General features: G+C 62.4%; 18 protein-coding genes. 9 read left to right on the top strand and 9 right to left on the bottom strand.

What is annotated here, in order from left to right; translation table 11 throughout:
* Positions 1-90: 90 nt before the first annotated feature.
* On the bottom strand, positions 91-1,674 hold the full coding sequence (locus K5K89_RS05095; RefSeq protein WP_071491104.1) for a peptide chain release factor 3: 1,584 nt from the start codon (positions 1,672-1,674) through the stop codon (positions 91-93).
* Positions 1,675-1,969: 295 nt separating this feature from the next.
* Between K5K89_RS05095 and K5K89_RS05090 the strand changes: the two genes are divergently transcribed.
* The 5 genes from K5K89_RS05090 to K5K89_RS05070 all read left to right on the top strand — a co-directional run bounded on the left by K5K89_RS05090 (position 1,970) and on the right by K5K89_RS05070 (position 7,023).
* Complete coding sequence (locus K5K89_RS05090; protein WP_371322033.1) at positions 1,970-2,722, top strand: ABC transporter permease; 753 nt, start codon at positions 1,970-1,972, stop codon at positions 2,720-2,722.
* A gap of 9 nt (positions 2,723-2,731) precedes the next feature.
* Entirely contained in the window at positions 2,732-3,628 is an 897-nt protein-coding gene (locus tag K5K89_RS05085; RefSeq protein WP_071491103.1) for a glycine betaine ABC transporter substrate-binding protein, read from the top strand.
* A gap of 11 nt (positions 3,629-3,639) precedes the next feature.
* Positions 3,640-4,293: an ABC transporter permease gene (locus K5K89_RS05080; protein WP_058423040.1), complete on the top strand. Its 654-nt coding sequence runs from the start codon at positions 3,640-3,642 to the stop codon at positions 4,291-4,293.
* Entirely contained in the window at positions 4,290-5,447 is a 1,158-nt protein-coding gene (locus K5K89_RS05075; protein WP_159932973.1) for a betaine/proline/choline family ABC transporter ATP-binding protein, read from the top strand. Before K5K89_RS05080 ends, K5K89_RS05075 begins: the two co-directional genes overlap by 4 nt.
* A gap of 412 nt (positions 5,448-5,859) precedes the next feature.
* Positions 5,860-7,023, top strand: a complete 1,164-nt coding sequence (locus tag K5K89_RS05070) for a type III PLP-dependent enzyme (protein WP_071491101.1) — start codon at positions 5,860-5,862, stop codon at positions 7,021-7,023.
* Between the two features lie 49 nt (positions 7,024-7,072).
* On the opposite strand, the gene K5K89_RS05065 is transcribed toward K5K89_RS05070, so the two are convergent.
* Both K5K89_RS05065 and K5K89_RS05060 read right to left on the bottom strand, forming a co-directional pair.
* Positions 7,073-7,822 (bottom strand): tetratricopeptide repeat protein, encoded by a 750-nt coding sequence (locus tag K5K89_RS05065; protein WP_222540977.1) that lies wholly within the window; start codon positions 7,820-7,822, stop codon positions 7,073-7,075.
* Between the two features lies 1 nt (position 7,823).
* Positions 7,824-8,504, bottom strand: a complete 681-nt coding sequence (locus tag K5K89_RS05060; protein WP_071491099.1) for a Fe2+-dependent dioxygenase — start codon at positions 8,502-8,504, stop codon at positions 7,824-7,826.
* 205 nt (positions 8,505-8,709) lie between these two features.
* On the opposite strand from K5K89_RS05060, the gene K5K89_RS05055 reads away from it, so the two are divergent.
* Together K5K89_RS05055 and K5K89_RS05050 are read left to right on the top strand one after the other, a co-directional pair.
* Entirely contained in the window at positions 8,710-10,995 is a 2,286-nt protein-coding gene (locus tag K5K89_RS05055) for a TonB-dependent receptor (protein WP_071491098.1), read from the top strand.
* Positions 10,996-11,131: 136 nt separating this feature from the next.
* The gene (locus K5K89_RS05050; RefSeq protein ID WP_222540976.1) at positions 11,132-13,657 is read left to right on the top strand and encodes a sulfite reductase flavoprotein subunit alpha; all 2,526 of its coding nucleotides are present in this window, start codon (positions 11,132-11,134) and stop codon (positions 13,655-13,657) included.
* A gap of 123 nt (positions 13,658-13,780) precedes the next feature.
* On the opposite strand, the gene K5K89_RS05045 is transcribed toward K5K89_RS05050, so the two are convergent.
* The 4 genes from K5K89_RS05045 to ptsP form a co-directional block, all read right to left on the bottom strand.
* Positions 13,781-15,322 carry an alkaline phosphatase D family protein gene (locus K5K89_RS05045; protein WP_222540975.1) on the bottom strand — a complete coding sequence of 514 codons (1,542 nt, stop codon included), beginning with the start codon at positions 15,320-15,322 and terminating at the stop codon, positions 13,781-13,783.
* 183 nt (positions 15,323-15,505) lie between these two features.
* Complete coding sequence (locus tag K5K89_RS05040) at positions 15,506-17,209, bottom strand: PTS fructose-like transporter subunit IIB (RefSeq protein WP_071491095.1); 1,704 nt, start codon at positions 17,207-17,209, stop codon at positions 15,506-15,508.
* 11 nt (positions 17,210-17,220) lie between these two features.
* Complete coding sequence (gene pfkB / locus K5K89_RS05035) at positions 17,221-18,141, bottom strand: 1-phosphofructokinase (RefSeq protein ID WP_222540974.1); 921 nt, start codon at positions 18,139-18,141, stop codon at positions 17,221-17,223.
* Complete coding sequence (gene ptsP / locus K5K89_RS05030) at positions 18,142-21,000, bottom strand: phosphoenolpyruvate--protein phosphotransferase (RefSeq protein WP_222540973.1); 2,859 nt, start codon at positions 20,998-21,000, stop codon at positions 18,142-18,144. It abuts the gene before it with no gap.
* Between the two features lie 294 nt (positions 21,001-21,294).
* On the opposite strand from ptsP, the gene cra reads away from it, so the two are divergent.
* Complete coding sequence (cra, locus tag K5K89_RS05025) at positions 21,295-22,290, top strand: catabolite repressor/activator (protein WP_071491092.1); 996 nt, start codon at positions 21,295-21,297, stop codon at positions 22,288-22,290.
* A gap of 2 nt (positions 22,291-22,292) precedes the next feature.
* Positions 22,293-23,069: a TatD family hydrolase gene (locus K5K89_RS05020; protein WP_222540972.1), complete on the top strand. Its 777-nt coding sequence runs from the start codon at positions 22,293-22,295 to the stop codon at positions 23,067-23,069.
* On the opposite strand, the gene K5K89_RS05015 is transcribed toward K5K89_RS05020, so the two are convergent.
* Together K5K89_RS05015 and K5K89_RS28880 are read right to left on the bottom strand one after the other, a co-directional pair.
* Positions 23,016-23,447, bottom strand: a complete 432-nt coding sequence (locus K5K89_RS05015) for a hypothetical protein (protein WP_071491090.1) — start codon at positions 23,445-23,447, stop codon at positions 23,016-23,018. The two genes, K5K89_RS05020 and K5K89_RS05015, sit on opposite strands and share 54 nt — an antisense overlap.
* 125 nt (positions 23,448-23,572) lie before the next feature.
* The gene (locus tag K5K89_RS28880; protein ID WP_371322044.1) at positions 23,573-24,277 is read right to left on the bottom strand and encodes a methyl-accepting chemotaxis protein; all 705 of its coding nucleotides are present in this window, start codon (positions 24,275-24,277) and stop codon (positions 23,573-23,575) included.
* Positions 24,278-25,173: the final 896 nt, after the last annotated feature.

Below are 25,173 nucleotides of genomic sequence, written 5' to 3'. Positions count from 1 at the left end.
GGCAAGCCCCCTCCCACATTTTAATTTCTGTTTGGCCAATAAAAAGGGCGAAGCCATCACAGCTTCGCCCTGTTCTTTACCGCTCAGACCTTAATGGTGCTCACGGGTCGCGCGGAATTTCACATCCGGCCAGCGTTCTTCCATCAGCGCCAGGTTCACCCGGGTCGGCGCCAGGTAGGTCAGGTGCCCACCGCCGTCCACTGCGAGGTTTTCCACGGCCTTGTTGGAGAACTCTTCCAGCTTCTTCTTATCGCTGCACTCGATCCAGCGCGCGGAGTACACGGTGATAGGCTCATACGAGCACTCCACCTTGTATTCCTCTTTCAAGCGGCTGGCCACCACATCGAACTGCAGCACACCGACGGCGCCGAGGATGATGTCGTTGCTGCGCTCGGGGAAGAACACCTGGGTGGCGCCCTCTTCCGCCAGTTGCTGCAAGCCCTGGCGCAGTTGCTTGGATTTGAGCGGGTCGCGCAGGCGTACACGGCGGAACAGTTCCGGGGCGAAGTGCGGGATACCGGTAAAGCCCAGCGCTTCGCCTTCGGTGAAGGTGTCGCCGATCTGGATGGTACCGTGGTTGTGCAGGCCGATGATGTCACCGGCGTAGGCTTCTTCGAGCTGTTCACGCTCGGAGGAGAAGAACGTCAGGGCGTCGCCGATGCGCACGTCCTTGCCGGTGCGCACGTGGCGCATCTTCATGCCTTTTTCGTATTTGCCGGAGCAGATGCGCATGAAGGCAATGCGGTCGCGGTGTTTTGGGTCCATGTTCGCCTGGATCTTGAACACGAAGCCCGAGAACTTCTCTTCTACTGGCTCTACGGTGCGCTCGTTGGCCACGCGTGCCAGTGGGCGCGGCGCCCAGTCGACGACCGCATCAAGTACGTGGTCGACACCGAAGTTGCCCAGGGCAGTCCCGAAGAACACCGGGGTCAGCTGGCCGTCGAGGAATTCCTGCTGGTTGAACTCGTGGCAGGCGCCCTGCACCAGTTCCAGCTGGTCGACAAAACGATCGTACTCGTCACCCAGGTGGGCGCGGGCTTCGTCCGAGTCGAGTTTTTCGATGATCTTGGTTTCGGTGCGCTCGTGACCGTGGCCGGCGGTGTAGACAATGATGTAGTCATCGGCCAAGTGGTACACGCCCTTGAAGTCGCGGTAGCAACCGATCGGCCAGGTGATCGGCGCAGCCTTGATCTTCAGGACGGCTTCGATTTCATCCAGCAGCTCGATGGGGTCGCGGATATCGCGGTCGAGTTTGTTGATGAAGCTGACGATCGGCGTGTCACGCAGACGGCACACGTCCATCAGTGCGATGGTGCGTGGCTCGACGCCTTTACCGCCGTCGAGGACCATCAGCGCCGAGTCCACCGCCGTGAGGGTGCGGTAGGTATCCTCGGAGAAGTCTTCGTGGCCCGGGGTGTCGAGCAGGTTGACCATATGGTCGCGATACGGGAACTGCATGACCGACGTGGTAATGGAGATACCCCGTTGTTTTTCCATTTCCATCCAGTCGGAGGTGGCATGGCGGTCGGATTTGCGGGATTTCACCGTGCCGGCCACTGCGATTGCCTTGCCCATCAGCAAGAGCTTCTCGGTGATGGTGGTTTTACCGGCATCGGGGTGGGAAATAATGGCGAAAGTGCGGCGTTTCGCGACTTCGGCGGCCTGGTGGGTCATGGGAAATCGCCTGGCAGGTGAGTCAAAAAAGGGCGGCGAGTATAGCGCAAACCCGGGAGGACGGACCACCGTTCAGCCCATTGGGGGTGGCTAAATGCTGCCAAGTGTGGAACCTTTTAAAAGGTAGAGACGTCCACTCCCCTGCTACCGCACTCGGAACAGGGGCTGATAAATCAGCAAGTTAGCCTGACGAGGCTGCGCTCATGGCTCGATCGCATACCGCGTTGCCGGTATCGGCGAGCTGCATTTCGCGACCACATTCAGAGGCAGCCAGGAATGGCATTGCCGCCGGAGAATGTGGGCGCCGACAGAAGAAAAAAGGAGTCCGCCTGTGGCTATTCGCTATGGCAAAGGGCTGATAGGAGGAGCGGTTGTCGTCGCCCTCTTGGCCCTGCTGGTCCACTGGATCGGCATCAACACGATCGAACTGTACCGCGACGATTTGTTGTTTTACCTGCAAGCTCATCTGATCCTCGTTCTTGTCTCCATGCTGGCCGCCCTGATTGTGGGCATCCCCGCCGGTATCCTGCTCAGCCGACCGCACATGGTCGGGCGCGCAGAACGCTTCATGCAGATCTTCAACATCGGCAACACCGTCCCGCCCCTGGCCGTACTGGCCATCGCCCTCGGCGTTCTTGGCATCGGCAGCGGCCCGGCCATCTTCGCGCTGTTCCTCGCCTCCCTCCTGCCTATCGTGCGCAATACCTACGAAGGCCTGAAAAACGTCCAGGGCTCCCTGAAAGAAGCCGCCACCGGCATCGGCATGACGCCGCGCCAAGTGCTGTTTCGCGTGGAATTGCCCAACGCCGTGCCAATCATCATTGGCGGTGTGCGTGTGGCCCTGGCGATCAATGTCGGCACCGCGCCGCTGGCGTTCCTGATCGGTGCCAACAGCCTGGGCAGCCTGATCTTCCCCGGCATCGCCCTGAACAATCAGCCGCAATTGCTGCTCGGCGCTGCGTGCACCGCGCTGCTGGCGTTGTTGCTCGACGGTCTGGTGACTCTGGCCAGCCGCCTCTGGCTGGAACGCGGGTTGCGTGCGTCTTAAGGAACCGACATGAAAAAACTGACATTGATAATGAGCTGCGTCCTGCTCTTGGCAGGCGTTGCACAAGCCGCCGAAAAACCGGTGATCCGCATCGGCGCCCGGGTGTTCACCGAACAGACCCTGCTCGCCGAAATCACCTCCCAGTACCTGCGCACCAAGGGCTATGACACCCGCGTGACCGGCGGGCTGGGCAGCAACCTGGCGCGCAGTGCCCAGGAAAGCGGGCAACTGGACCTGATCTGGGAATACACCGGCGTGTCGCTGGTGGCCTACAACCATGTCGACGAGAAACTCGACAGTGAACAATCCTACGCTCGGGTGAAAGAACTCGACGCGAAAAAGGGCCTGGTCTGGCTCTCTCCATCGCGCTTCAGTAACACCTACGCACTGGCATTGCCGGAGAACGTGGCGAAGGAATTCCCGCAGATCAACAGCATCAGCGACCTGACCCAGGCCCTGGCGGAAAAAACCAAAGGCACACGCCTGGTCGCCCTGGACACCGAGTTCGCCAACCGTTCCGACGGCCTGGCCGGCATGGTCAAGCTGTACGACATGAACCTGACCCGCAAGAACACCCGGCAGATGGACGCCGGCCTGGTCTATACCGCGCTGCGTAATGGCCAGGTGTTCGCCGGTTTGGTCTACACCACCGACGGCCGCCTGAATGCCTTCAAATTGAAGTTGCTGGAAGACGACAAGCATTACTTCCCCGACTACACCGCCGCGCCGGTGGTGCGCCAGGTTTATCTGGATGCGCACCCACAACTGGCCGCCGAGCTCAAGCCGCTGGCTGCGCTGTTCGACGACGAAACCATGCGCCAGCTGAACGCCCGGGTCGACGTCGACCATGAAAGCCCTTCCACTGTTGCCGCCGATTTCCTGCGCCAGCATCCGATCAATCAATAAGAGGAGAAGACATGGAATTCCTGAACGCCTTTTCCCATCTTGATTGGGCCCAAGTCCTGCACCTGACCGGGCAGCACATCACCCTGGTCGGCATTGCCGTGATCCTCGCGATCCTGATCGGCGTGCCCCTGGGCATCCTGATGACGCGCTTCCCGACGCTTGCAGGCCCGCTGCAAGCCAGCGCCACGGTATTGCTGACCGTACCGTCCATCGCCCTGTTCGGCCTGCTGCTGCCGTTCTACTCCAAATTCGGCCAGGGCCTGGGGCCAATGCCGGCGATCACCGCCGTGTTCCTCTACTCCCTGTTGCCGATCATGCGTAACACCTACCTCGCCCTCACTGGCGTGGAGCCTGGCATTCGCGAAGCCGCCAAAGGCATCGGCATGACCTTCGGCCAGCGCCTGCGCATGGTCGAGTTGCCCATCGCCGTGCCGGTGATTCTCGCCGGTGTGCGTACCGCCGTAGTGATGAACATCGGTGTGATGACCATCGCCGCCACCATCGGCGCCGGTGGCCTGGGTGTACTTATTCTGGCTTCCATCAGCCGCAGCGACATGTCGATGCTGATCGTCGGCGCCGTGCTGGTCAGTCTCCTGGCCATCTTCGCCGACCTGCTTCTGCAATGGCTGCAACGCTCGCTGACTCCAAAAGGACTGCTCAAATGATCGAACTTCAAAACCTGTCCAAGACCTTCCAAAGCAACGGCAAGACTGTAACGGCCGTGAACGATGTAAGCCTGACCGTCAACGAAGGCGAGATTTGTGTGTTCCTCGGCCCATCGGGTTGCGGCAAGAGCACCACGCTGAAAATGATCAACCGCCTGATCAAGCCCAGCTCGGGCAAGATCCTGATCAATGGCGAAGACACCACCGATCTCGACGAAGTGACCCTGCGCCGCAACATCGGTTATGTGATCCAGCAGATCGGCCTGTTCCCGAACATGACCATCGAGGAAAACATCGTGGTGGTGCCCAAGCTGCTCGGCTGGGACAAGCAGAAATGCCACGACCGCGCCCGCGAGTTGATGAGCATGATCAAGCTGGAGCCCAAACAGTACCTGCATCGCTACCCGCGTGAGCTGTCCGGTGGCCAGCAACAGCGCATCGGCGTGATCCGTGCACTGGCGGCCGATGCGCCGCTGCTGCTGATGGACGAGCCGTTCGGCGCAGTCGACCCGATCAACCGCGAGATGATCCAGAACGAATTCTTCGAGATGCAGCGCGCGCTGAACAAGACCGTGATCATGGTCAGCCACGACATCGACGAGGCCATCAAGCTGGGTGACAAGATCGCCATCTTCCGTGCCGGCAAATTGCTGCAGATCGACCATCCGGACACGCTGCTGGCGCACCCTGCCGACGAGTTCGTCAGCAACTTCGTGGGCCAGGACAGCACCCTCAAGCGTCTGCTGCTGGTGAAGGCCGAGGATGCTGCGGACAACGCGCCGTCGGTGAGCCCGGAGACCCCGGTGGCCGATGCCCTGGAGCTGATGGACGAAACCGACCGCCGCTATGTGGTCGTCACTTGTGCCGAGAACAAGGCGCTGGGTTATGTACGCCGTCGCGACCTGCACCGTCAGACCGGCACCTGCGGCCAGTATCTGCGCGAGTTCAACGCCACGGCGGCGTACGACGAGCATTTGCGCATCCTGCTGTCACGCATGTACGAGTTCAACCGCTCGTGGTTGCCGGTGATGGATGCGGAACGGGTGTTCCTCGGGGAAGTGACCCAGGAGTCGATTGCCGAGTACCTGAGCTCTGGTAAGTCGCGTGGGGGCAAGACCAGTATCGTGTCACCAGCTGAAACTGCGTTGGCCTGACACAACACAGGTCAACATGTGGGAGGGGGCAAGCCCCCTCCCACATTTGGCTCTATGGTGGGCCAAGGAAATCCCGCTGATTTGCCCCATTCGGGGAACATCATTCCGTCACACCGGTCGGTTACATAAGTAGCTGCACGGGTTCGCGCGACGAACGCGTGCAAAAACGCGACATTTTTAGTTGATCTCAAGCCCCTCACGTCCTAAAGTTCGCGCCGAACGTCCATGCTGGAAACGATCCATCCGGCTCAAGTACTGACGACGAGACAGCAAGGCCAAGGGAAGCGGTTGATCCCATGGCCTTTTTGCTTTCGGCGACATGCCTTGGGAAGTAGGCGAACCAAAGTGGGGATACGGAGGACGTTCATTTGCACCCATTGACTAAATCAGTTTGCCCTTAGGAGTTCCCAGCATGTCGATCAACGTCGAAGATTATTTCGCGCGCGCCACTTTTGACAAAATGAAGGCGTTCGCCGACAAGCAAGAAACCCCGTTCGTGGTGATCGACACCGCGATGATCAGCCAGGCCTACGATGACCTGCGCGCCGGTTTCGAATTCGCCAAGGTCTATTACGCGGTCAAGGCCAACCCGGCCGTCGAGATCATTGACCTGCTCAAGGACAAAGGCTCGAGCTTCGACATCGCTTCGATCTACGAGCTGGACAAGGTACTGGGCCGCGGCGTCAGCCCTGACCGTATCAGCTACGGCAACACCATCAAGAAGTCCAAGGACATCCGCTACTTCTTTGATAAGGGCGTACGCCTGTTCTCCACCGACTCCGAAGCCGACTTGCGCAACATCGCCAAGGCCGCGCCGGGTTCGAAAGTGTATGTGCGTATCCTCACCGAAGGCTCGACCACGGCTGACTGGCCGCTGTCGCGCAAATTCGGCTGCCAGACCGACATGGCCATGGACCTGCTGATCCTCGCCCGCGACCTGGGCCTGGTGCCGTACGGCATCTCGTTCCATGTCGGTTCGCAGCAGCGCGACATCAGCGTATGGGACGCGGCGATCGCCAAGGTCAAAGTGATCTTCGAGCGCCTGAAAGAAGAAGACGGCATCCACCTCAAGCTGATCAACATGGGCGGTGGCTTCCCGGCCAACTACATCACCCGCACCAACAGCCTGGAAACCTACGCCGAAGAAATCATCCGCTTCCTCAAGGAAGATTTCGGCGACGACCTGCCGGAAATCATTCTGGAGCCGGGCCGTTCGTTGATCGCCAACGCCGGTATCCTGGTCAGTGAAGTGGTATTGGTTGCACGTAAATCCCGTACTGCCGTCGAGCGTTGGGTGTACACGGACGTGGGCAAGTTCTCCGGCCTGATCGAAACCATGGACGAAGCCATCAAGTTCCCGATCTGGACCGAGAAGAAAGGCGAGATGGAAGAAGTGGTCATCGCAGGTCCCACCTGCGACAGCGCCGACATCATGTACGAAAACTACAAGTACGGCCTGCCGCTGAACCTGGCGATTGGTGACCGCTTGTACTGGCTGTCGACCGGTGCGTACACCACCAGCTACAGCGCGGTTGAGTTCAATGGCTTTCCGCCACTGAAATCGTTCTACGTGTAAAACGGCCGCACATAAAAAACCCATGACATGTCATGGGTTTTTTTACGCCTCAAGAAAGGCTTACCGCGCGTTGTTGATAGGCACCGGCCATCGCCCGGATCCGCGGATCATTCGCCGCTACCAGGGCCTTGTGCGCCACCCGCAAGAACTTCAGGTTCCCGCCCGCCAACGCCTTGCGCAACCATTCCAGCGCCGTGTCGATCTGACCTCTGTCGGCCAGCACCGCCGCATAGCTGAACTGCCCGCGAAAATCACCGGCCTCGGCTGAGCGTCGATACCAGTCCACAGCGGCGTCCAGGTCCTGTGGGCAGAACCGACCATCTTCCAGGTAACGCCCCAGCAGGTTCATCGACTTGGCATGCCCCTGCTCGGCCGCCCGGCGATAACAGGCCAATGCTTGTCGTTGGTCCTCGGCGACACCGCGCCCCGTGGCCAGCAGATTGGCGTAGTTGTACTGCCCCCAATCCAACCCTGCGTCGGCAGCCGCCCGATATTCCCGCGCCGCCGCCGCCTCATCGACATCACATCCCCAGCCATGCTCGCGGCAACGCCCAACCATGTTGCGGGCCATCAAATGCCCGCTGTGCGCGGCGATCTGGAACCAGCGCAAGGCCAGTGTCTCATCGCGTGCGATGCCACGCCCTTCGAGCAGGATTTGCCCGAGCAACGCCTGGGCATCGACCACTCCTTCCTTCGCCGCCATCAGGATTGCCTGGGCAGCGCGCACGGGGGAATCGTCGAGCATCGCTTGCAGTTGCTCAACGTTGAGTACCTCTTCCCGACGCAATAAAAAGCCCATGTCAGACCTCGACCCAACGGCGCAACAGGTTGTGATACGTACCGGTGAGTTGAATCAGCGCGGGGTGGTCAGGCACATCGGCGGTCAGTTGCTGGATCGCACCGTCCATTTCAAACAGCAGGGTGCGCTGGCTGTCTTCACGTACCAGGCTCTGGGTCCAGAAGAACGAGGCATAGCGTGCGCCACGGGTCACGGCGTTGACTTTGTGCAGGCTGGAGCCGGGGTACAGCACCATGTCGCCGGCCGGCAGCTTCACGCGCTGCAGGCCGAAAGTGTCCTGGATTTCCAGTTCGCCGCCGTCGTATTCGTCCGGGTCGCTGAAGAACAGCGTCGATGACAGGTCGGTGCGGACCCGCTCGTGGCTGCCCTTGGGTTGGCGCACGGCGTTGTCGATATGAAAGTCGAAACTGCCGCCCGCCGTGTAGCAATTGAGCAGCGGCGGAAACACCTTGTGCGGTAACGCCGCTGACATAAACAGCGGGTTCTGCCAAAGCCGTTCAAGCATCGCCGCGCCGATTTCCTTGGCCAGCGGGTGGCCCTCGGGCAATTGCAGGTTGTGCTTGGCCTTGGCGGACTGGTGCCCGGCGGTGATTTTACCGTCGGCCCACTCGGCGTTTTCCAGGGCCTGGCGGATGCGCTGCACCTCCTCACGAGAGAACAGGCCGGGGATGTGCAGCAGCATGGGGCAGTACCTGAATTCAGAGAGGCGCCAATGGTATTGATTCTTATCCGCCCTGTAAAACGCCAGGACGAACGAGATCGTAAAAACCGTAAGCAAAAAGTGTAAAGAATGTAAATTCAATGCAATTAGCAATGTATCGCAATTGATAGAAAGTCTTGTTCGCCCTATATTCCGCGACCTCACATCCTTGGGGAAAGGACACGTCATGTCGCGCACCACTACAAAAATACCTGCCGGTTCACCACGCATGCTGGCTTCAGCCATCGGCGTTGCCCTCAGCGCCAGCTCTGTCGCCCATCTGGCACAAGCTGCCGAAGACACTGAACAAAAAGGCCAGCGCAACAGCATTTCCCTGGGCGCCACCAGCATCACCGGGGAAGCGCAGGACAACACCTCCTACCAGGTCGAAAAAGCCTCGTCGCAGAAATACACCGCACCGCTGGTGGATACCCCGCGCTCGGTCACCGTAGTGCCGCAACAAGTCCTCAAGGACACCGCCGCCACCTCGTTGCAGGATGCCTTGCGCACCGTGCCGGGCATCACCTTTGGCGCGGGCGAAGGCGGCAACCCCCAGGGCGACCGCCCGTTCATCCGCGGTTTTGATGCCCAGGGCGACACCTACCTGGACGGCGTACGCGACACCGGTGGCCAGAGCCGTGAGATCTTCGACATCGAGTCGATTGAAGTCAGCAAAGGCCCGAACTCTTCGTTCGGCGGTCGCGGTTCAGCCGGCGGCAGCCTCAACCTGGTGAGCAAGACCCCACAAGCGCGGGACTTCACCAACGGCGGCTTCACCTACGGTTCCGACCAGACCCGCCGCTACGTACTCGACGTAAACCGCCAGTTCCTCGATGACAGCGCCGCGTTCCGCCTGAACCTGATGAGCCATGAACAGAACGTGGCTGGCCGCGACGCGGTCAATTACGACCGTTGGGGCGTGGCACCGTCGCTGACCTTTGGCCTGGGTACCCCGACCCGCGTCAACCTCAGCTACTACCACCTGGAAAGCAACGACCTGCCGGATTCGGGGATTCCCTACGGCTATGGTTCGTCGACCGCCACCGCCCATGTGCATGACAAGCCCAACGATGGCGGCGACAGCAATAATTTCTACGGTTTGAAGGACCGCGACTTCCGCAAGACCCGCGCCGATATCAGTACGTTCTCCATCGAGCACGACCTGAACGACACCATGACGCTGAAAAACACCCTGCGCCATGGCAGCACCGGCCAGGACTACATTCTTACCCAGCCGGACGACAGCAAGTTCAACGTCAACCGCTACGGCACCGTGTGGCGTCGCGCCAATAGCCGGGTTTCGACCACGACCACCACCACCAACCAGACCGACCTGTTCGGCACGTTCCAGGCCCTGGGTTTCAAGCACAGCTACTCCACCGGCCTGGAGTTCACCGGTGAAGAAACCCGCGTCAGCAGCTACACCATCAGCCCCAACGCCAACCCAGTGTGCACCGTGGCCAAAGGCAGCCTGGGCGGCCAGTGCACCTCCCTGAGCAATCCGAACCCGGATGACGCCTGGACCGGCAGCATCGCCCGCAACTACTACGGCACCGCCACCAAGGCCACCAGCCGTGGCGCCTATGTGTTCGACACCATCGAGCTGGACCCCAAATGGTTACTGAACGTCGGCCTGCGCTACGACACCTTTGACACCGTGGCCAACACCGACTCGGCCACCGGCCGCAGCAAAATCAAGGAAGACAGCCAGTTCTTCAACTGGCAGGCCGGCCTGGTCTGGAAGCCAGTGGAAAACGCCAGCATCTATGCGTCCTACGCCACATCGGCGACACCTGCCGGTGGCCTGGTCGGTGAAGGGTCGGACGGCAACCCACTCTCAGCCGGTGCCGCCACCAGCGACCTGCAGCCCGAAGAAACCGTCAACTACGAGTTGGGCACCAAGTGGGACCTGTTCCACGATCGCCTGTCCCTCACCGCTGCGGTGTTCCGCACCGAAAAGAAAAACACACGCATCCTCGTGGACGCGCTCACCTATCAGAACGCCGGCGAATCCCAGGTCGACGGCCTGGAACTGTCCGCCAGCGGCAAGATCACCGACCAGTGGCAAGTGTTCGCCGGCTACAGCTACCTGGACAGCGAGCTGGTCAAATCCGGCCTCAACGGGCGTAACGGTGTCGTCAGCGCGGGTTCGAACAAAGGCAACCAGATGCCGAATACGCCGAAGAACACCTTCAGCCTGTGGACCACTTACGACGTCACCTCCAAGCTCACCCTCGGTGGCGGTGCGTTCTACGTCGACCAGGTTTATGGCGACGCCGGCAACACCGTCTATGTACCGTCCTACACCCGCTACGATGCCATGGCCAGCTACAAACTGACCAAGAACGTCGACCTGCAACTGAACGTACAAAACCTGACCGACAAGGTTTACTACGACAAGGCCTTCTCGACACACTTCGCCAACCAGGCGGCCGGTCGTACGGCCCTGTTGACCACCAGCTTCCATTTTTAAGCAGCAGCGTCGCGCAGCAGAGGGCCCCACGCATCGGATGCGTGGGGCTTTTGCGTGTAAAACAGAATGTTTCTCGACAAGCCACGGCATAATGCGCGCCGTGCCCTACATATCCGGATAGACGAGGCGGTCAGACGTGTTGAAGAAAACCCTGTTCCAGTTGCACTGGTTCTTCGGCATCACTGCCGGGCTGGTGCTGGCCTTGATGGGGATCAGCGGGGCTGCGGTCTCGTTTCAGGATGAAATACTGCGGGCGCTCAACCCCAGCGTGCTGACCGTGGAAAAACGCGAAGCCGGTGTGCTGCCGCCCGCCGAACTGGTGCGCAAGCTGGAGGCCACCGAAGGCCAGACCGTGGCCATGCTGTTCGTCGAAAGCGAAAGCGGCAACGCCGCCCGCGTGTTCTTCACCGCGCCGCCCGGCGAGCGCCGTGGCCAACTGCGCTATTTCGATCCCTACACCGGCGACTACATGGGCGACGTGCTCGGCCAGGATGTCTTCGGCTTTCTGCTGCAGTTCCACCGTTTCCTGGTGATGGGCGATACCGGGCGCAACATCACCGGCGCGTGCACGCTGATCCTGGTGTTCTTCTGCCTCTCCGGCCTGTACCTGCGCTGGCCGCGCCAGGTGGCGAGCTGGCGGGCCTGGCTGACGCTGGACTGGCGCAAAAAGGGCCGTGCCTTCAACTGGGACCTGCACTCGGTGTTCGGCACCTGGTGCCTGCTGGCTTACCTGCTGTCGGCGTTGACCGGCTTGTATTGGTCCTACGACTGGTACAGCCAGGGCCTGACCAAGCTGTTGTCCGACGCCCCGCAAAACGAACGGGTGCGCAAGCGCGGCCCGGCGCCCGAGGGTGCGGCGCCGGTGGCCAACTACGATGCGATCTGGAGCAGCATCTACAGCAACGCCGGCCCGGGCTTGAGCGCCTATAACATCCGCATGCCAGCGGTCGCCGGGCAACCGGCCATCGTCTACTACCTGTTGAAAAACTCGCCCCATGACCGGGCGCTGAACCAGATCAACCTCGACCCGGCCACCGGCGAGGTCAAATCCCACGACCAGTACGCCAGCAAAAGCCTCGGTTCCAGACTGCTGACCAGCGTCTATGCGCTGCACACCGGCAGTTACTTCGGCTTGATCGGGCGGATTGTCCTCACGCTCAGCTCGGTGCTGATGCCGCTGTTCTTCATCACCGGCTGGCTGCTGTACCTGGACCGCCGGCGCAAAAAACGCCAGGTGCGAGATGCGCGCAAAGGCCTCACAACCAACCCCAGTAACGCCCCGGCCTGGCTGATCGGTTTTGCCAGCCAGAGCGGTTTCGCCGAACAGCTTGCCTGGCAAACGGCCGGGCAATTGCAGGCCGCCGGCCTGCCAGTGAAGGTGCAGCCCCTGGGCAGCGTCAGCCAGGACGACCTGCGCCAGTCGGAAAACGCGCTGTTTGTGGTCAGCACCTTCGGCGACGGCGAAGCGCCTGACAATGCCCGTGGTTTCGAGCGCAGCGTGCTCGGCCAGGACCTGTCCCTCAAGGGCCTGAACTACTCGGTGCTGGCCCTGGGTGATCGCCAGTACGAACATTTCTGCGGCTTTGCCCGCCGCTTGCATTTCTGGCTGACCCATCAGGGCGGCAACCCACTGTTTGCGCCCGTGGAAGTGGACAGCGGCGACACCGCCGCCCTGCTCCACTGGCAACAACAACTCGGCCACCTGACCGGCCACGCCCCGGCATCCGCCTGGCCGACGGCCCAATATGAAAACTGGACGCTCAGCCACCGCTCATTGCTCAACCGCGACAGCAGCGGCTCGGACGTCTACCTGCTGGGCCTCACCTCGCCGTCGCCACAAAGCTGGCAAGCCGGCGACCTGGTGGAAGTGCTGCCACGCAATTGCCCGTGGGCCATCGAACACTTCCTCGAAGGCCTGGGCCTGGCCGGCAGTGACAGCGTATTGATCGACGGCATGGCGCATACGCTCGACCAGGCCCTGGCCACCCGCCAGTTGCCAACCCATCGCGCGCACCTGGTCGGCCTGCACGCCCAGGCGCTGGTGGACGCGTTGGTACCGCTGGGCATGCGCGAATACTCCATCGCCTCGATTGCCAGCGATGGCGTGCTGGAACTCATCGTGCGCCAGGAACGTCACCTCGACGGCAGCCTGGGCCTGGGCTCGGGCTGGCTGACCGAGTACGCCGCCCTCGGTTCGAGCATCAGCCTGCGTCTGCGCCGCAACAGTGCGTTCCACCTGCCACAGGCGCCGGTGCCGCTGATCCTGCTGGGCAACGGCACCGGCCTGGCGGGCCTGCGCAGTCTGCTCAAGGCCCGCATCGCCGACGGCCAGCAGCGCAACTGGCTGCTGTTTGGCGAGCGCAATATCAAGCATGACTTCCTGTGCCAGGACGAACTGCAAGGCTGGTTGGCCAGCGGCGATCTGGCGTTGCTCGACCTGGCGTTTTCCCGCGATCAGCAAGAGAAGATCTACGTGCAGGACCGCCTGCGCGAGTCAGCGGATGTGCTGCGTAAATGGCTGGCCGACGGCGCGGCGATTTATGTGTGCGGAAGTCTGCAGGGAATGGCGACGGGGGTGGACCAGGCGCTGGTGGACATCCTCGGCAGTGAAGCCGTGGCGCGGTTGATCGAGCAAGGTCGCTACCGCCGCGACGTCTACTGAATACAACAATCAAACTGTGGGAGGGGGCTTGCCCCCGATGAGGGCGTGTCAGTCAAGTAATGAGCCACTGATACACCGCTATCGGGGGCAAGCCCCCTCCCACAATTTTTAATGCATTCCAAGTCAGGTGGGCTGGAGTTTTTGTTCGAACACCGAGACGCCATCCAGGTCCCGCAGCACCACAGTCAACTCCGCCGTCTGCCCATCAATGTTCACCTCGCCAAAAAACTGAAACCCCGCCAGCGGCGAGGTGTTCTGCGCCGGCGGTGCCTTCTCGAACACCACTTCGGGGCCAAAGGTCTTGTCCAGCGGATTAGGCCCGAAACTCCCGGCGTTCAACGGCCCGGCGACAAACTCCCAGAACGGTTCGAAATCCTGGAACGCCGCACGATCCGGGTGGTAGTGATGCGCGGCGCAGTAGTGCACATCGGCGGTCAGCCACAGGTGGTTGCGCACGTTTTGCGCCCGTAGAAAGCCCAGCAGCTCGGCGATTTCCCATTCGCGGCCTTGCGGCGCACCGGGATCGTTGTTGGCGATGGCTTCCCAGCGCGGCACGCCGGGGCTGACTTCACCGTCGGGCACGCCGAGGCCGATGGGCATGTCGGCGGCGATGACTTTCCACTGCGCCTGGGAGCCCTTGAGTTCACGCTTGAGCCAGTCCAATTGCGCACGCCCGAGGAAGGGTTTTTCGCCGCCGAGGTTGTCATCGTTGGGCCCGCGATAACTGCGCATATCCAGCACGAATACATCCAGCAGCGGACCGTAGCTGAGCTTGCGATAAATCCGCCCGCCGCCGTCCGCTGCCTGGCGGCGCATCGGTGAGTATTCCAGCCACGCCTGGCGCGCACGGCCGACCAGGCTGTTGATGTCCTTGACCCGGTAACGCTCATCCAACTGCTTGCTCGGGGACCAGTTGTTCACCACTTCATGGTCGTCCCACTGCCAGATCTGCGGCACCTCGGCGTTGAAGCGGCGCACGTTTTCATCCATCAGGTTGTAGCGGTAATTGCCGCGATACTCCTCCAGGGTTTCAGCGACTTTACTCTTGGCCTCCGTGGTGATGTTGCGCCAGATGCGCCCGTCTTCGACGGTGAGCTGCGCGGGCACCGGGCCGTCGGCGTAGATGGTGTCGCCACTGTGGATAAAAAAGTCCGGCAGACGCAGGCGCATGGCTTCGTAGATACGCATGCCGCCGATGTCCGGGTTGATACCGAAGCCTTGGCCGACGGTGTCGCCGCTCCACACAAACCGAATGTCACGGCGCTGTTGCGGCACGCTGCGCAGGTGGCCGAACCAGGGTTCGCTGGCGATGCCGGTCTGGGCGTCCTCGAAGTGCACGCGGTAGAAGATCGCCTGGTCGACAGGCAGCCCGGTGAGCTCGACGCGGGCGGTGAAGTCGCTGCGCTGGTCGGCCAGCGGCGAAACAAAACGACGAGGGTTGCTGAACACGCTGCGGGTGTCCCACTCCACCACCATCTTGGCCGGGCGGTCGCTGCGGCTCCAGATCATGGCGCGGTCGCCGAGCAGGTCGCCGGACTGCACGCCATCGGTGAGCTGCGGCCGGTCCTTGACCGAAGCGATCACCGCCGGCGCCAGGCCCGGCAACAACAGGCCGGCGCCGACGGCTTGCATCACGCGGCGGCGGCCGAGATCGAAGTGGCTCATGCAGGTGCCCTCTTGAGTATCAAAAGGGCCACTAAAGCACGCCCCGATGAAGCAGAGATGACACCTATACAGCGATCTACGGTGGGAGGGGGCTTGCCCCCGATGGCAGAGTGTCAGCCAGCACATTTATGGCTGACCCACCGCTATCGGGGGCAAGCCCCCTCCCACATTTTCTACGCCGCGTCAGACGGTCACGGTCAGTTCTTGCGCTTCGGGGCGTTTGATCAACGCATAGACCAGGCCGGTCAGCAGGCTGCCGGCGACAATCGCCAGCAGATACGGCAATGCATGGTTCATCGCATTCGGGATCACCAGCACAAACAGGCCACCATGGGGCGCCGCCAGTACGCAGCCGAAGTACATGGACAGGGCACCGGTCAATGCACCGCCGGCGATACTGGCCGGAATCACGCGCAACGGGTCCTTCGCGGCAAACGGGATCGCGCCTTCGGAGATGAAGCACAAGCCGAGGATCATCGCCGCCTTGCCCGCTTCGCGTTCGGTCTGGGCGAACTTGCGGCGCGCCAGGAACGTGGCGATGCCCATGCCGATCGGCGGCACCATGCCGGCCGCCATGGTCGCGGCCATCGGCGCGCCGCTGTGGGCCGCCAGCAGGCCGACGGAAAATGCGTAGGCCGCCTTGTTGATCGGCCCGCCCAGGTCGACACACATCATGCCGCCCAGCAGGATGCCCAGCAGTACCGCATTGGTCGTGCCCATGGTGCTGAGAAAATCAGTCAGCCCCACCAGCATGCGCGCGACCGGCGGCCCCACCAGGTAGATCATCGCCAGGCCGGTGAACAGACTCGCCAGCAACGGGATGATCAGGATCGGCTTGAGCGCCTCCAGGCTCTGCGGCAATTTCACTGCGCGGGTGATCAACTTGACGCAATAACCGGCGAGGAAACCGGCGAAGATGCCACCGATAAATCCAGCACCCAGGGTGCCGGCCAGCAGGCCGCCAATCATGCCCGGCGCGATGCCCGGACGGTCGGCAATCGAGTAGGCGATGTAGCCCGCCAGCAGCGGCACCATCAGCATGAAGGCGCGGTCGCCGACGGTTTTCAGCGCAGCCGCCAGGGTGCCTTCCTGTTCAAAGGCGTGAATGCCGAACACGAACGACAAGGCGATCAACAACCCGCCCGCCACCACCATCGGCAACATGAACGACACACCGGTGAGCAGGTGTTTGTACACGCCGGTTTTTTCCGGCTTGGCCACCGCGCCGCTGGCCGCGCTTTCCACCGCACCTTCGGCAAGGGCCTTGTTGAGGGTGGCTTCGGACTGCTTGAGCGCAATACCGGTGCCGCACCGGTAGATCTTCTTGCCGGCGAAGCGCTCGGTGGCGACTTCGATATCGGCGGCCAACAACACCACATCGGCATTGGCGATTGCTTCGGCGCTCAATGGCGTACGGGCACCAACCGAGCCCTGGGTTTCGACCTGCAAGTCATAACCCAGGCGCTTGGCCGTCTGCTGCAAGGCTTCGGCAGCCATGAAGGTGTGGGCGACGCCGGTCGGGCAGGCGGTGATCGCAACGATGCGCGGCGCGTTCCTGGCCGGGGCTTCAGCAGCGACATACACCTGCGCCTCTTCGGCGCCACGACGCAATACGGCGTCGACATCCGCCAACGCCTGGGCTGGTGTGCTCTGGAACACGCGCTTGCCGACAAAGCGCTGCATATCCACCGGGGTGCTGCTGACCAGCAACACCCATTCGGCGTCGTCGATGACCGACTGGGACAATTGGCGCTCCGGGCGCTGCACATCCACCACTTCAACGCTGGTACTCCAGCCCTGGCGCTGCGCGGCGGCGTCCAACAAGCGGGCGCACAGCACACTGGTGACCATGCCGTTCGGGCAGGCAGTAACAATGGCTAACTTCATCACAAACCCTCTTATTGTTCTGTCAGCGTGCGCACGTGGACGCCGCTTTCGAGGCGCGCCAACTGCGCGTCATCGCTGATGCCAAAACCGATCTGCGTCACGGCCATGGCGGCAATTGCCGTGGCGCGGCGCAGGGTCTGTTCCGGGGTATCGCCGCTGAGCAGGCCGTGCAGCATGCCGGCCAGCAGCGAGTCACCGGCCCCGACGGTACTGGCCACCGTCACCTTTGGCGGCGTGGCCTGCAGCGCCGCGCCTGGGCGGTACCAAGTGACGCCGGCAGCGCCATCGGAAACCACCACATGTTCCACGCCTTGCCGATGCAGTTGGCTGATTGCATCCGGGGCATGCCCCAGGGCATCGGCCAGTTCTTCAGTGTTGGGCTTGACCATCCACGGCCCCGCTTTCAAACCGGCGCGCAGCGCTTCGCCGCTGGTGTCCAAGGCGACTTTCAACCCGAGGTTTTTCAGTTGCGCCAACAGCCCCTGGAACCACTGCGGGCTGATGCCACGCGGCAGGCTGCCGGCCACCACCACCGCATCGAATTGCGCACCGATGTCGGCGATGCGCTTGAGCAGCGCAGCTTGCGCCGCGTCACTGACCACCGGCCCCGGCGCATTGATATCGGTGACACGGCCTTGCTGTTCGGCAATCTTGATATTGCTGCGGGTTTCGCCCGGCACGCGAATGAACGCGTCACCAAACCCACGGCGGGCGATGAGTGCCTCGAAGGCCTGGGGGTTCGCCTCGCCGAGGAAACCGCCCACGCTCACCTGATGGCCCAAATCCGCCAGCACCTGCGCCACATTCACACCCTTGCCGGCGGCATGGGTCAGCAGGGTTTCGCTGCGGTTCACTTCACCCGGTTCCAGGTGCGCCAGGCGCACCGTCAGGTCCAACGCCGGGTTCAGCGTCAGGGTCAGAATCCTTGCCATCTACACGGCCTCCACTAGGGCACGCACTTCGGCGGGCGAACCCACCGCCAGTGCTTGTTGCGCCAGGCCCTGGGCCTCGCTCAGACTGAATTCACGCACCCGCGCCTTCACTTCCGGAATGCTGCGGGCCGACACGCTCAACTCATCCACACCCAGGCCGATCAGCACCGGCACCGCCAGCGGGTCCGCCGCCAGCTCGCCGCACACCCCCACCCATTTGCCATGGGCATGGGCGGCGCGCACGGTGATGTCGATCAGTTGCAGCACCGCCGGGTGCAGGCCATCGGCCTGGGCGGACAAGGTGGGGTGACCACGGTCGATGGCCAGGGTGTACTGGGTCAGGTCGTTGGTGCCGACGCTGAAGAAATCCACTTCCTTGGCCAGCACCGGCGCGAGCAAGGCCGCCGACGGCACTTCGATCATGATCCCCAGTTGCAGGTCCGCCACCGGGATTTCCAGGCGCAGGCGCTCGGTCATATCACGGGCGGCACGCCATTCGTCGACGCTGCCGACCATGGGGAACATGATGCGCAGCGGGCGGCTATCGGCGGACCGTAACAGCGCGCGCAATTGTGCTTCCATGATCTGCGGGCGTTGCAGGGTGAGACGGATGCCGCGCACGCCAAGGAAGGGGTTTTCTTCCTCGGCAATCGGCCAATACGGCAACGGTTTGTCGCCGCCCACATCGAGAGTACGCACCACCAGCGGGCGACCGCCAAGACCGTCGAGCACGCGGCGGTATTCGGCCTCCTGGGTGGCTTCGTCCGGCGCCTGCGGGTGGGCCATGAAAATCAGTTCGGTGCGCAGTAGGCCGATGCCTTCGGCGCCCTGTTCCACCGCGCCGGCAACCCCAGCGCTTTCGCCGATATTGGCGAACACTTCCACGGCATGGCCGTCGCGGGTCAGCGCCGGTTCATGGCGTTGCGCCGAAGCGGCTTGCAGGCGTTGTTCGCGGGTGTCGCGCTCGACCGTGGCGCGTTGCAGGGTGGCGGCGTCGGGGTCGACATGCAGGCGACCGCGCTGGCCATCCAGCAGCAAGGGGGTGCCGGAGGCCAGCAGCAACACCGCCGGGCCGGCGCCGACCAGCGCCGGGATACCGAGGGCACGGGCGACGATGGCGCTGTGGGCCGTCGCGCCGCCTCGGGCGGTGAGGATGCCGGCGACGCGCGCGGGATCAAGACGCGCCACGTCCGACGGACCGACCTCGTCCATCACCAGAATGTAGGGCTCGCTCGGCTCCTGGGCGGTTTCGACGCCGCACAGTTGCGCCAATACACGCCGGCCGATATCACGCAGGTCGGCGGCGCGCTCGGCGAGCAAGGCGTCCTGCAACGATTCCTGCTGCCTGGCGGCCGCTTCGATCACACTCATCCACGCGGCTTCGGCGCTCTCGCCTTGCTTGAGGCGGGTGTCGACTTCGTCGGTGAGTTCCGGGTCGTCGAGCATTTCCTGGTGGGTGATGAAAATCTCGCGGATCGCCTTGGAAGGGTTGCGTTCGATCAGGCCCTGGATGTCGCGGCGCACTTCGCCCAGGGCACTGTGCAGGCGCTGGCGCTCAATAGCGGAGGACTCGCCGCGCAGGGGGTAATCGAACGTTTGCTGAACCTGGATATGCGCGGGGCCAATAGCGATGCCCGGTGCGGCGGCAATGGCCTGGACCTGGCTGCCGCTGGTCGGCGCATTGACAACCGGCTCGATATCCAGGGCTGCCGGTTGGACGCTGACCGTCGGTAGCGGCTCGACCTCTTCACCGAGGCCTTCCTCCACAGCGGCGAGCAACGCGGGCAGCGCATCGCCGGCAATCGTCGGCTCGGCGACAAACTCCAGCACCTGGCCACGCCGCGCGCCGAGGCTCAACAGCTTGCTCAGGCTTTTCACCGACACGACGCCGACCGGGCCGTCAACGATGCGCACGCGGATGTCGCCGTCAAAACTTTTCGCCAACTGCGCAAGGATCTTCGCCGGGCGTGCATGCAGGCCATGGGCGTTGGCCAGGGTGACGCGGGCGCTGGGCCAGTCCGGAGGCAGTTCGCCGCCAAGCACTTCGAGCACGGCCCGGCTGCTGGTGGCGCGGCCCAGTTCCTGGCCGCGACCTTCGATGAGCAAGGCGCACAGGCGCTCCAACAGCGCTTGGTGGGCTTCACCGAGGCTGGCCAGGCAGAACAGGCCATGGAGCGGCTGGCCGAGGTAACGCATGGGCTTGTCCGGGGTGACAAACGCCAAGCCCGGGCGCTTGACGGTCTGTTCACTGTGCAACCACCACAGGCCATCGCCCAGGGGCAGCGCGTCAACCTGCTGCAACACGGCGGCGAAACCATTGCTCACACAATCGGCCTGGCGCAACAGGCGTGCGCCGCGCCAGACCAACTCTTCGAAGTCGTCGGCGGACACACCCAGGCTGATCATCTGCGCATCCAGCGCCAGTTCCTGCGGTGCGCCTTGCAGCAGTTTCAGCAGGACTTCGGCGCTTCCGGCACGGCGCAATGCCTGGCCCAGGTCGGTTTCGCCAAGGGCACGGGTGAGCAGTTGCAACAGGCGCAGGTGTTCGTCAGATTTGGCGGCAATGCCAATGGCCAGGTACACGATCTGGCCGTCGCCCCAGTCCACCCCTTCGGGGAACTGCAGCAGGCGCACGCCGGTAGAGAACACCTGGTCGCGGGTTTCGGGGGTGCCGTGGGGGATGGCAATACCTTGGCCGAGAAAGGTCGAGCCCTGGGCTTCACGGGCCTGCAAGCCACTGAGATAACCCTCGGCGACCAGGCCATCAGCCACCAGTTTGTCAGCGAGCAGGTGCAAGGCAGCAGATTTATCCACAGCCACCTGGCCCATGGAAATCTGCTCTACAGTGAGCTCAAGCATGCCGTTCTCCTAGTTAGTGCGATGACCGCACTAGGTATTGTTTTAAACAAACAGTGTAATGGGTGTGCATCAATAGCTGACTGAGCAGTCAGTTGGCAGTAGCTACTCAGTCGCGAACGTCGTAAAAATACGCTGGCTGAAACGTTTAATCTAGAATTTATGGCAGATTACGCGTTAATTGCGCATCCTTGAACAACCACTCGGCACTTGAGCTGAGACATTAGTCGAGTGCTGGAATCGGTTACGATTGGACAAAATGTCGGGGCAAGCTCCAGAAAACAAGGAAATCCCGGTTTGAAACTCAGTGATATCGCCCGTCTGGCCGGTGTGTCCGTGACCACCGCCAGCTACGTCATCAACGGCAAGGCCGAACAGCAACGCATCAGCAACGCCACCGTCGAACGGGTGCGGGCTGTCGTCGAAGCCCATGGCTTTACTCCTAACCCACAGGCCGCCGGGCTGCGCAGTCGGCACACGCGCACCCTGGGTTTCATCCTGCCCGACCTGGAAAACCCCAGTTACGCACGCATCGCCAAGCTCCTGGAGCAAGGTGCACGGGCGCGGGGCTATCAGTTGCTGATCGCCAGCTCCGACGATGACGCCGACAGCGAACGCCAGTTGCTGCAACTGTTCCGCGCGCGGCGTTGTGATGCGCTGTTCGTCGCCAGTTGCCTGCCGGCCAGCGATGACAGTTATCGCGAGCTGCAAGCCAAGGGGTTGCCGGTGATTGCCATCGACCGGGTGATGGGTGCGGATCAGTTCTGTTCGGTGGTCAGCGACGACCGCCAGGCGTGCCAGCAATTGACCAGCAGCCTGCTGCAACCGTTGCCCAAGCAGATCGTGCTGATCGGCGCACGACCCGAGCTGAGCATCAGCCAGGAACGCGCCGCTGGTTTCCGTGAAGCCCTTGCCGGGTTCACCGGCGAGGTGATCGTCGAACACGCAGAAGCCTTCAGTCGCGATTGCGGCCGACAGCTGATGGAGCAACTTCTACAGCGACTGGGGCATTTGCCTGACGCGCTGGTGACCACGTCCTACGTGCTGCTGCAAGGCGTGTTCGACGCACTGCATGACTTCCCGCTCAAGTCGCGCCCGCTGCGCCTGGGAACCTTTGGTGATACCCAGTTGCTGGACTTCCTGCCGCTGCCGGTCAACGCCATGGCCCAGCAGCACCAACTGATCGCCGATACCGCCCTGCGCCTGGCCCTGGCGGCGATCGAAGAAGAACAGTATCAACCCGGCGTGCATGCCATCGGCCGGACGTTCAAGCAGCGTATTCACGAGGCTTGAGCGTGGAGCTGATCGACACCCATACGCACCTGGACTTCCCGGATTTCGACAGTGATCGCCGGGAAGTCCTCGCCCACAGCCGAGCATTGGGCGTGCGGCGCATGGTGGTGTTGGGGGTGTATCAGCAGAATTGGCAAAGAGTGTGGGACCTGGTGCAAGCGGACGAAGGTTTGTTCGCCGCCTTTGGCCTGCACCCGGTGTACCTCGACGATCATCGCCCAGCTGACCTGACGGCGTTGGGCGATTGGTTGATGCGCCTGCACGGCCATCGGCAACTGTGCGCCGTGGGGGAAATAGGCCTGGATTACTTCCTCGAACAACTGGACCGCGAACGCCAGCAAGGCCTGTTTGAAGCCCAACTCAAACTGGCCGTGGACGTCCAACTGCCGGCGCTGCTGCACGTGCGTCGCAGCCACGCCGCCGTGATCGCCACCCTCAAGCGCATCCGCCTGCCCCGCGGCGGCATCATCCACGCGTTTGCCGGCAGCCACGAAGAGGCTCGCGAGTACATCAAGCTCGGCTTCAAATTGGGGTTGGGCGGCGCCCCCACCTGGCCCCAGGCCTTGCGCATGCACAAGGTGCTGGCGCAACTGCCGCTGGACGCGGTGGTGCTGGAAACCGACTCACCCGATATGGCGCCGGCCATGTTCCCGGGCCAACGCAACAGCCCCGAACACCTGCCGGCCATCTGCACCGCCCTGGCCGAGCGCATGGGCATCAGCCCGCTATCGTTGGCTGAGGCGAGCACACGCAATGCGTGCCAGCTGTTCAATTGGTAAGACTGGCGCGACCACTTGCAGATCCAACGTGATCCGCTGCCGGTAACGGGCATAGCGCAGCGCCAGGAAATGCACCAGCAGCACCACCAGTGACACGTTGAACTGCCCGACTACTGTGATCAACCCCACCCATTCGGCGACCAGTGCCACGATCAGCACCATGCAGGTGAACACCGCCATGCTCGGCTGCACCAGCGCCCAATGCCCCAACAACTTGAACGCCCGCAATTGCCGAGGGCAACTCAACTGCAGGAATTGCTGGCAATACGGGCAATCGAACGGCTCTTCGATGGCGATGGCATTCAACTGCCAAGGCTTGAGTTCAAACCTGATATCACAATGGGCGCAATGCCCTTTGATGCCGACCGCAATGGTCATCGCCGTGCTCCCTGAACTTGAATTTGTCTGAAACAAATTCTCACCCATTCACCCAGCCAGAAAAGACACCCACGGAAATCAGGACAAGCGCTACACCGGCAAGCAATACGCCCTACCTACATTTCCTACACTCGAAACGCACCGATCAATTGCTTCAACTCAATCACCTGCATCGACAGCTGCCGGCTCGCCGCTTCGGTCTGGTGTGCGCCCTGGGCCGCATGCTCGCCGGCGCGGTTGATTTCGACGATGTTCTGGTCAATGTCGTGGGCGACGGCGGTCTGTTGCTCCACGGCGGCGGCAATCTGCTGGTTCTGGTCGACGATCATACCCACGGCGCCAAGAATATTTTCCAATGCCTGCTGGACCTTTTCCGACTGCCCGACCGTGCCACTGGCCATGGAATGGCTGGTGCCCATGGTTTTCACGGCGGCTGCCACACCGCTGTGCAGGCGGCTGATCATCTGTTCGATTTCTTCGGTGGAATGCTGAGTGCGCCGGGCCAGGGTGCGCACCTCGTCGGCCACCACTGCAAAACCACGTCCCTGTTCACCGGCCCGCGCGGCTTCGATGGCTGCATTGAGTGCCAGCAGGTTGGTTTGCTCGGCAATGCTTTTGATCACCTCCAGTACGCTGCTGATGGACTGGCTGTCAGTGGCCAACTGGTTGATCACCCGTACCGACTCATCGATCTCCGAGGCCAGCCGCGCGATGCTGCCCTGCTGGGATTGCACCAGGCCACGGCCGCTGACGGTTTCGTCGTTGACACTGTGGGCACTGCTGACTGCCGCCGCCGCGCTGCGCGCGACTTCCTGGGCAGTGGACGACATCTGGTTCATGGCCGTTGCCACCTGCTCGATCTGGCTACGCTGCCCGGACACCGCCTGGTTGCTTTGAGCCGAGATCGTTTCCACCTGGCCGGCCTGGAGCTCGACCTGGCTGACGGTGTGCCCGACGCGCTCGATCAGGTCGTGGATCTTCGCCACGGTGCCGTTGAACACCTGGCCCAGGTCGCCCAACTCATCGCGACTATGCGCAACAAAAGTGACGGTCATGTCGCCGGCCGCCACCTTGTCCATCATCGCCCCCAGACGCCGTAGCGTGGTGCGGGTGGACGCGTAGAAACCGGCGTACAAATAGAAGATCAGCAAGAAGACGGCGCTCAGGGCCGACACGAGCACCACCATGTGCGTGCGGTTTTGCGCCAGGCGTTGCTCCAACTGCTGTCCGAGGAACGCCAGGGTGGCGTCATCCAGCTGATAGGTCTGGGCCATCAACTGGCTGACGCCGTCGTAGAAGCCCTGCCAGGGTGCGTCGAGGGTTTCGGCCATCACCACCTGCTCTTCAAACAACTCGCTGCCATGCTTGAGGCTGGCGTTGCTGGCCGTGGCGAGGTTGTCGAGTGCCGCGTGGGCTGCGGTACTGGAGCCCAGGGCATCCTGCAACTTCAGGCCATATTCGGCCTGGAGTTTTTCCAGTTGCTGCAAAAGCTCGTCAAACCGTGTGCTTGACGAAGAATTGAGAAAACCCTGGCCCAGGGAATACGCGCCCATCGCCCGGCCTTCGCCCAGGGCCTGGGTGACTTGCGGGGTGACGCTGGTGATCAGCTCGCTGAGTTGGCGCAGGTCACTCTGGGCGTCTCGGCTGAGCCCGGATTGGCTGGCGACGATCTGGCTGAGCATCTGCGCCTTGTTGAGCAACTTGCCGATCAATGCACTTTTGCTCA

Origin of the sequence: Pseudomonas sp. DR208 (assembly GCF_019823005.1) — a bacterium.
Classification (GTDB): Bacteria; Pseudomonadota; Gammaproteobacteria; order Pseudomonadales; family Pseudomonadaceae; genus Aquipseudomonas; species Aquipseudomonas extremorientalis.
The sequence above is the reverse complement of the archived record's forward strand: the minus strand, read 5'-3'. Positions and strand labels throughout refer to the sequence as shown.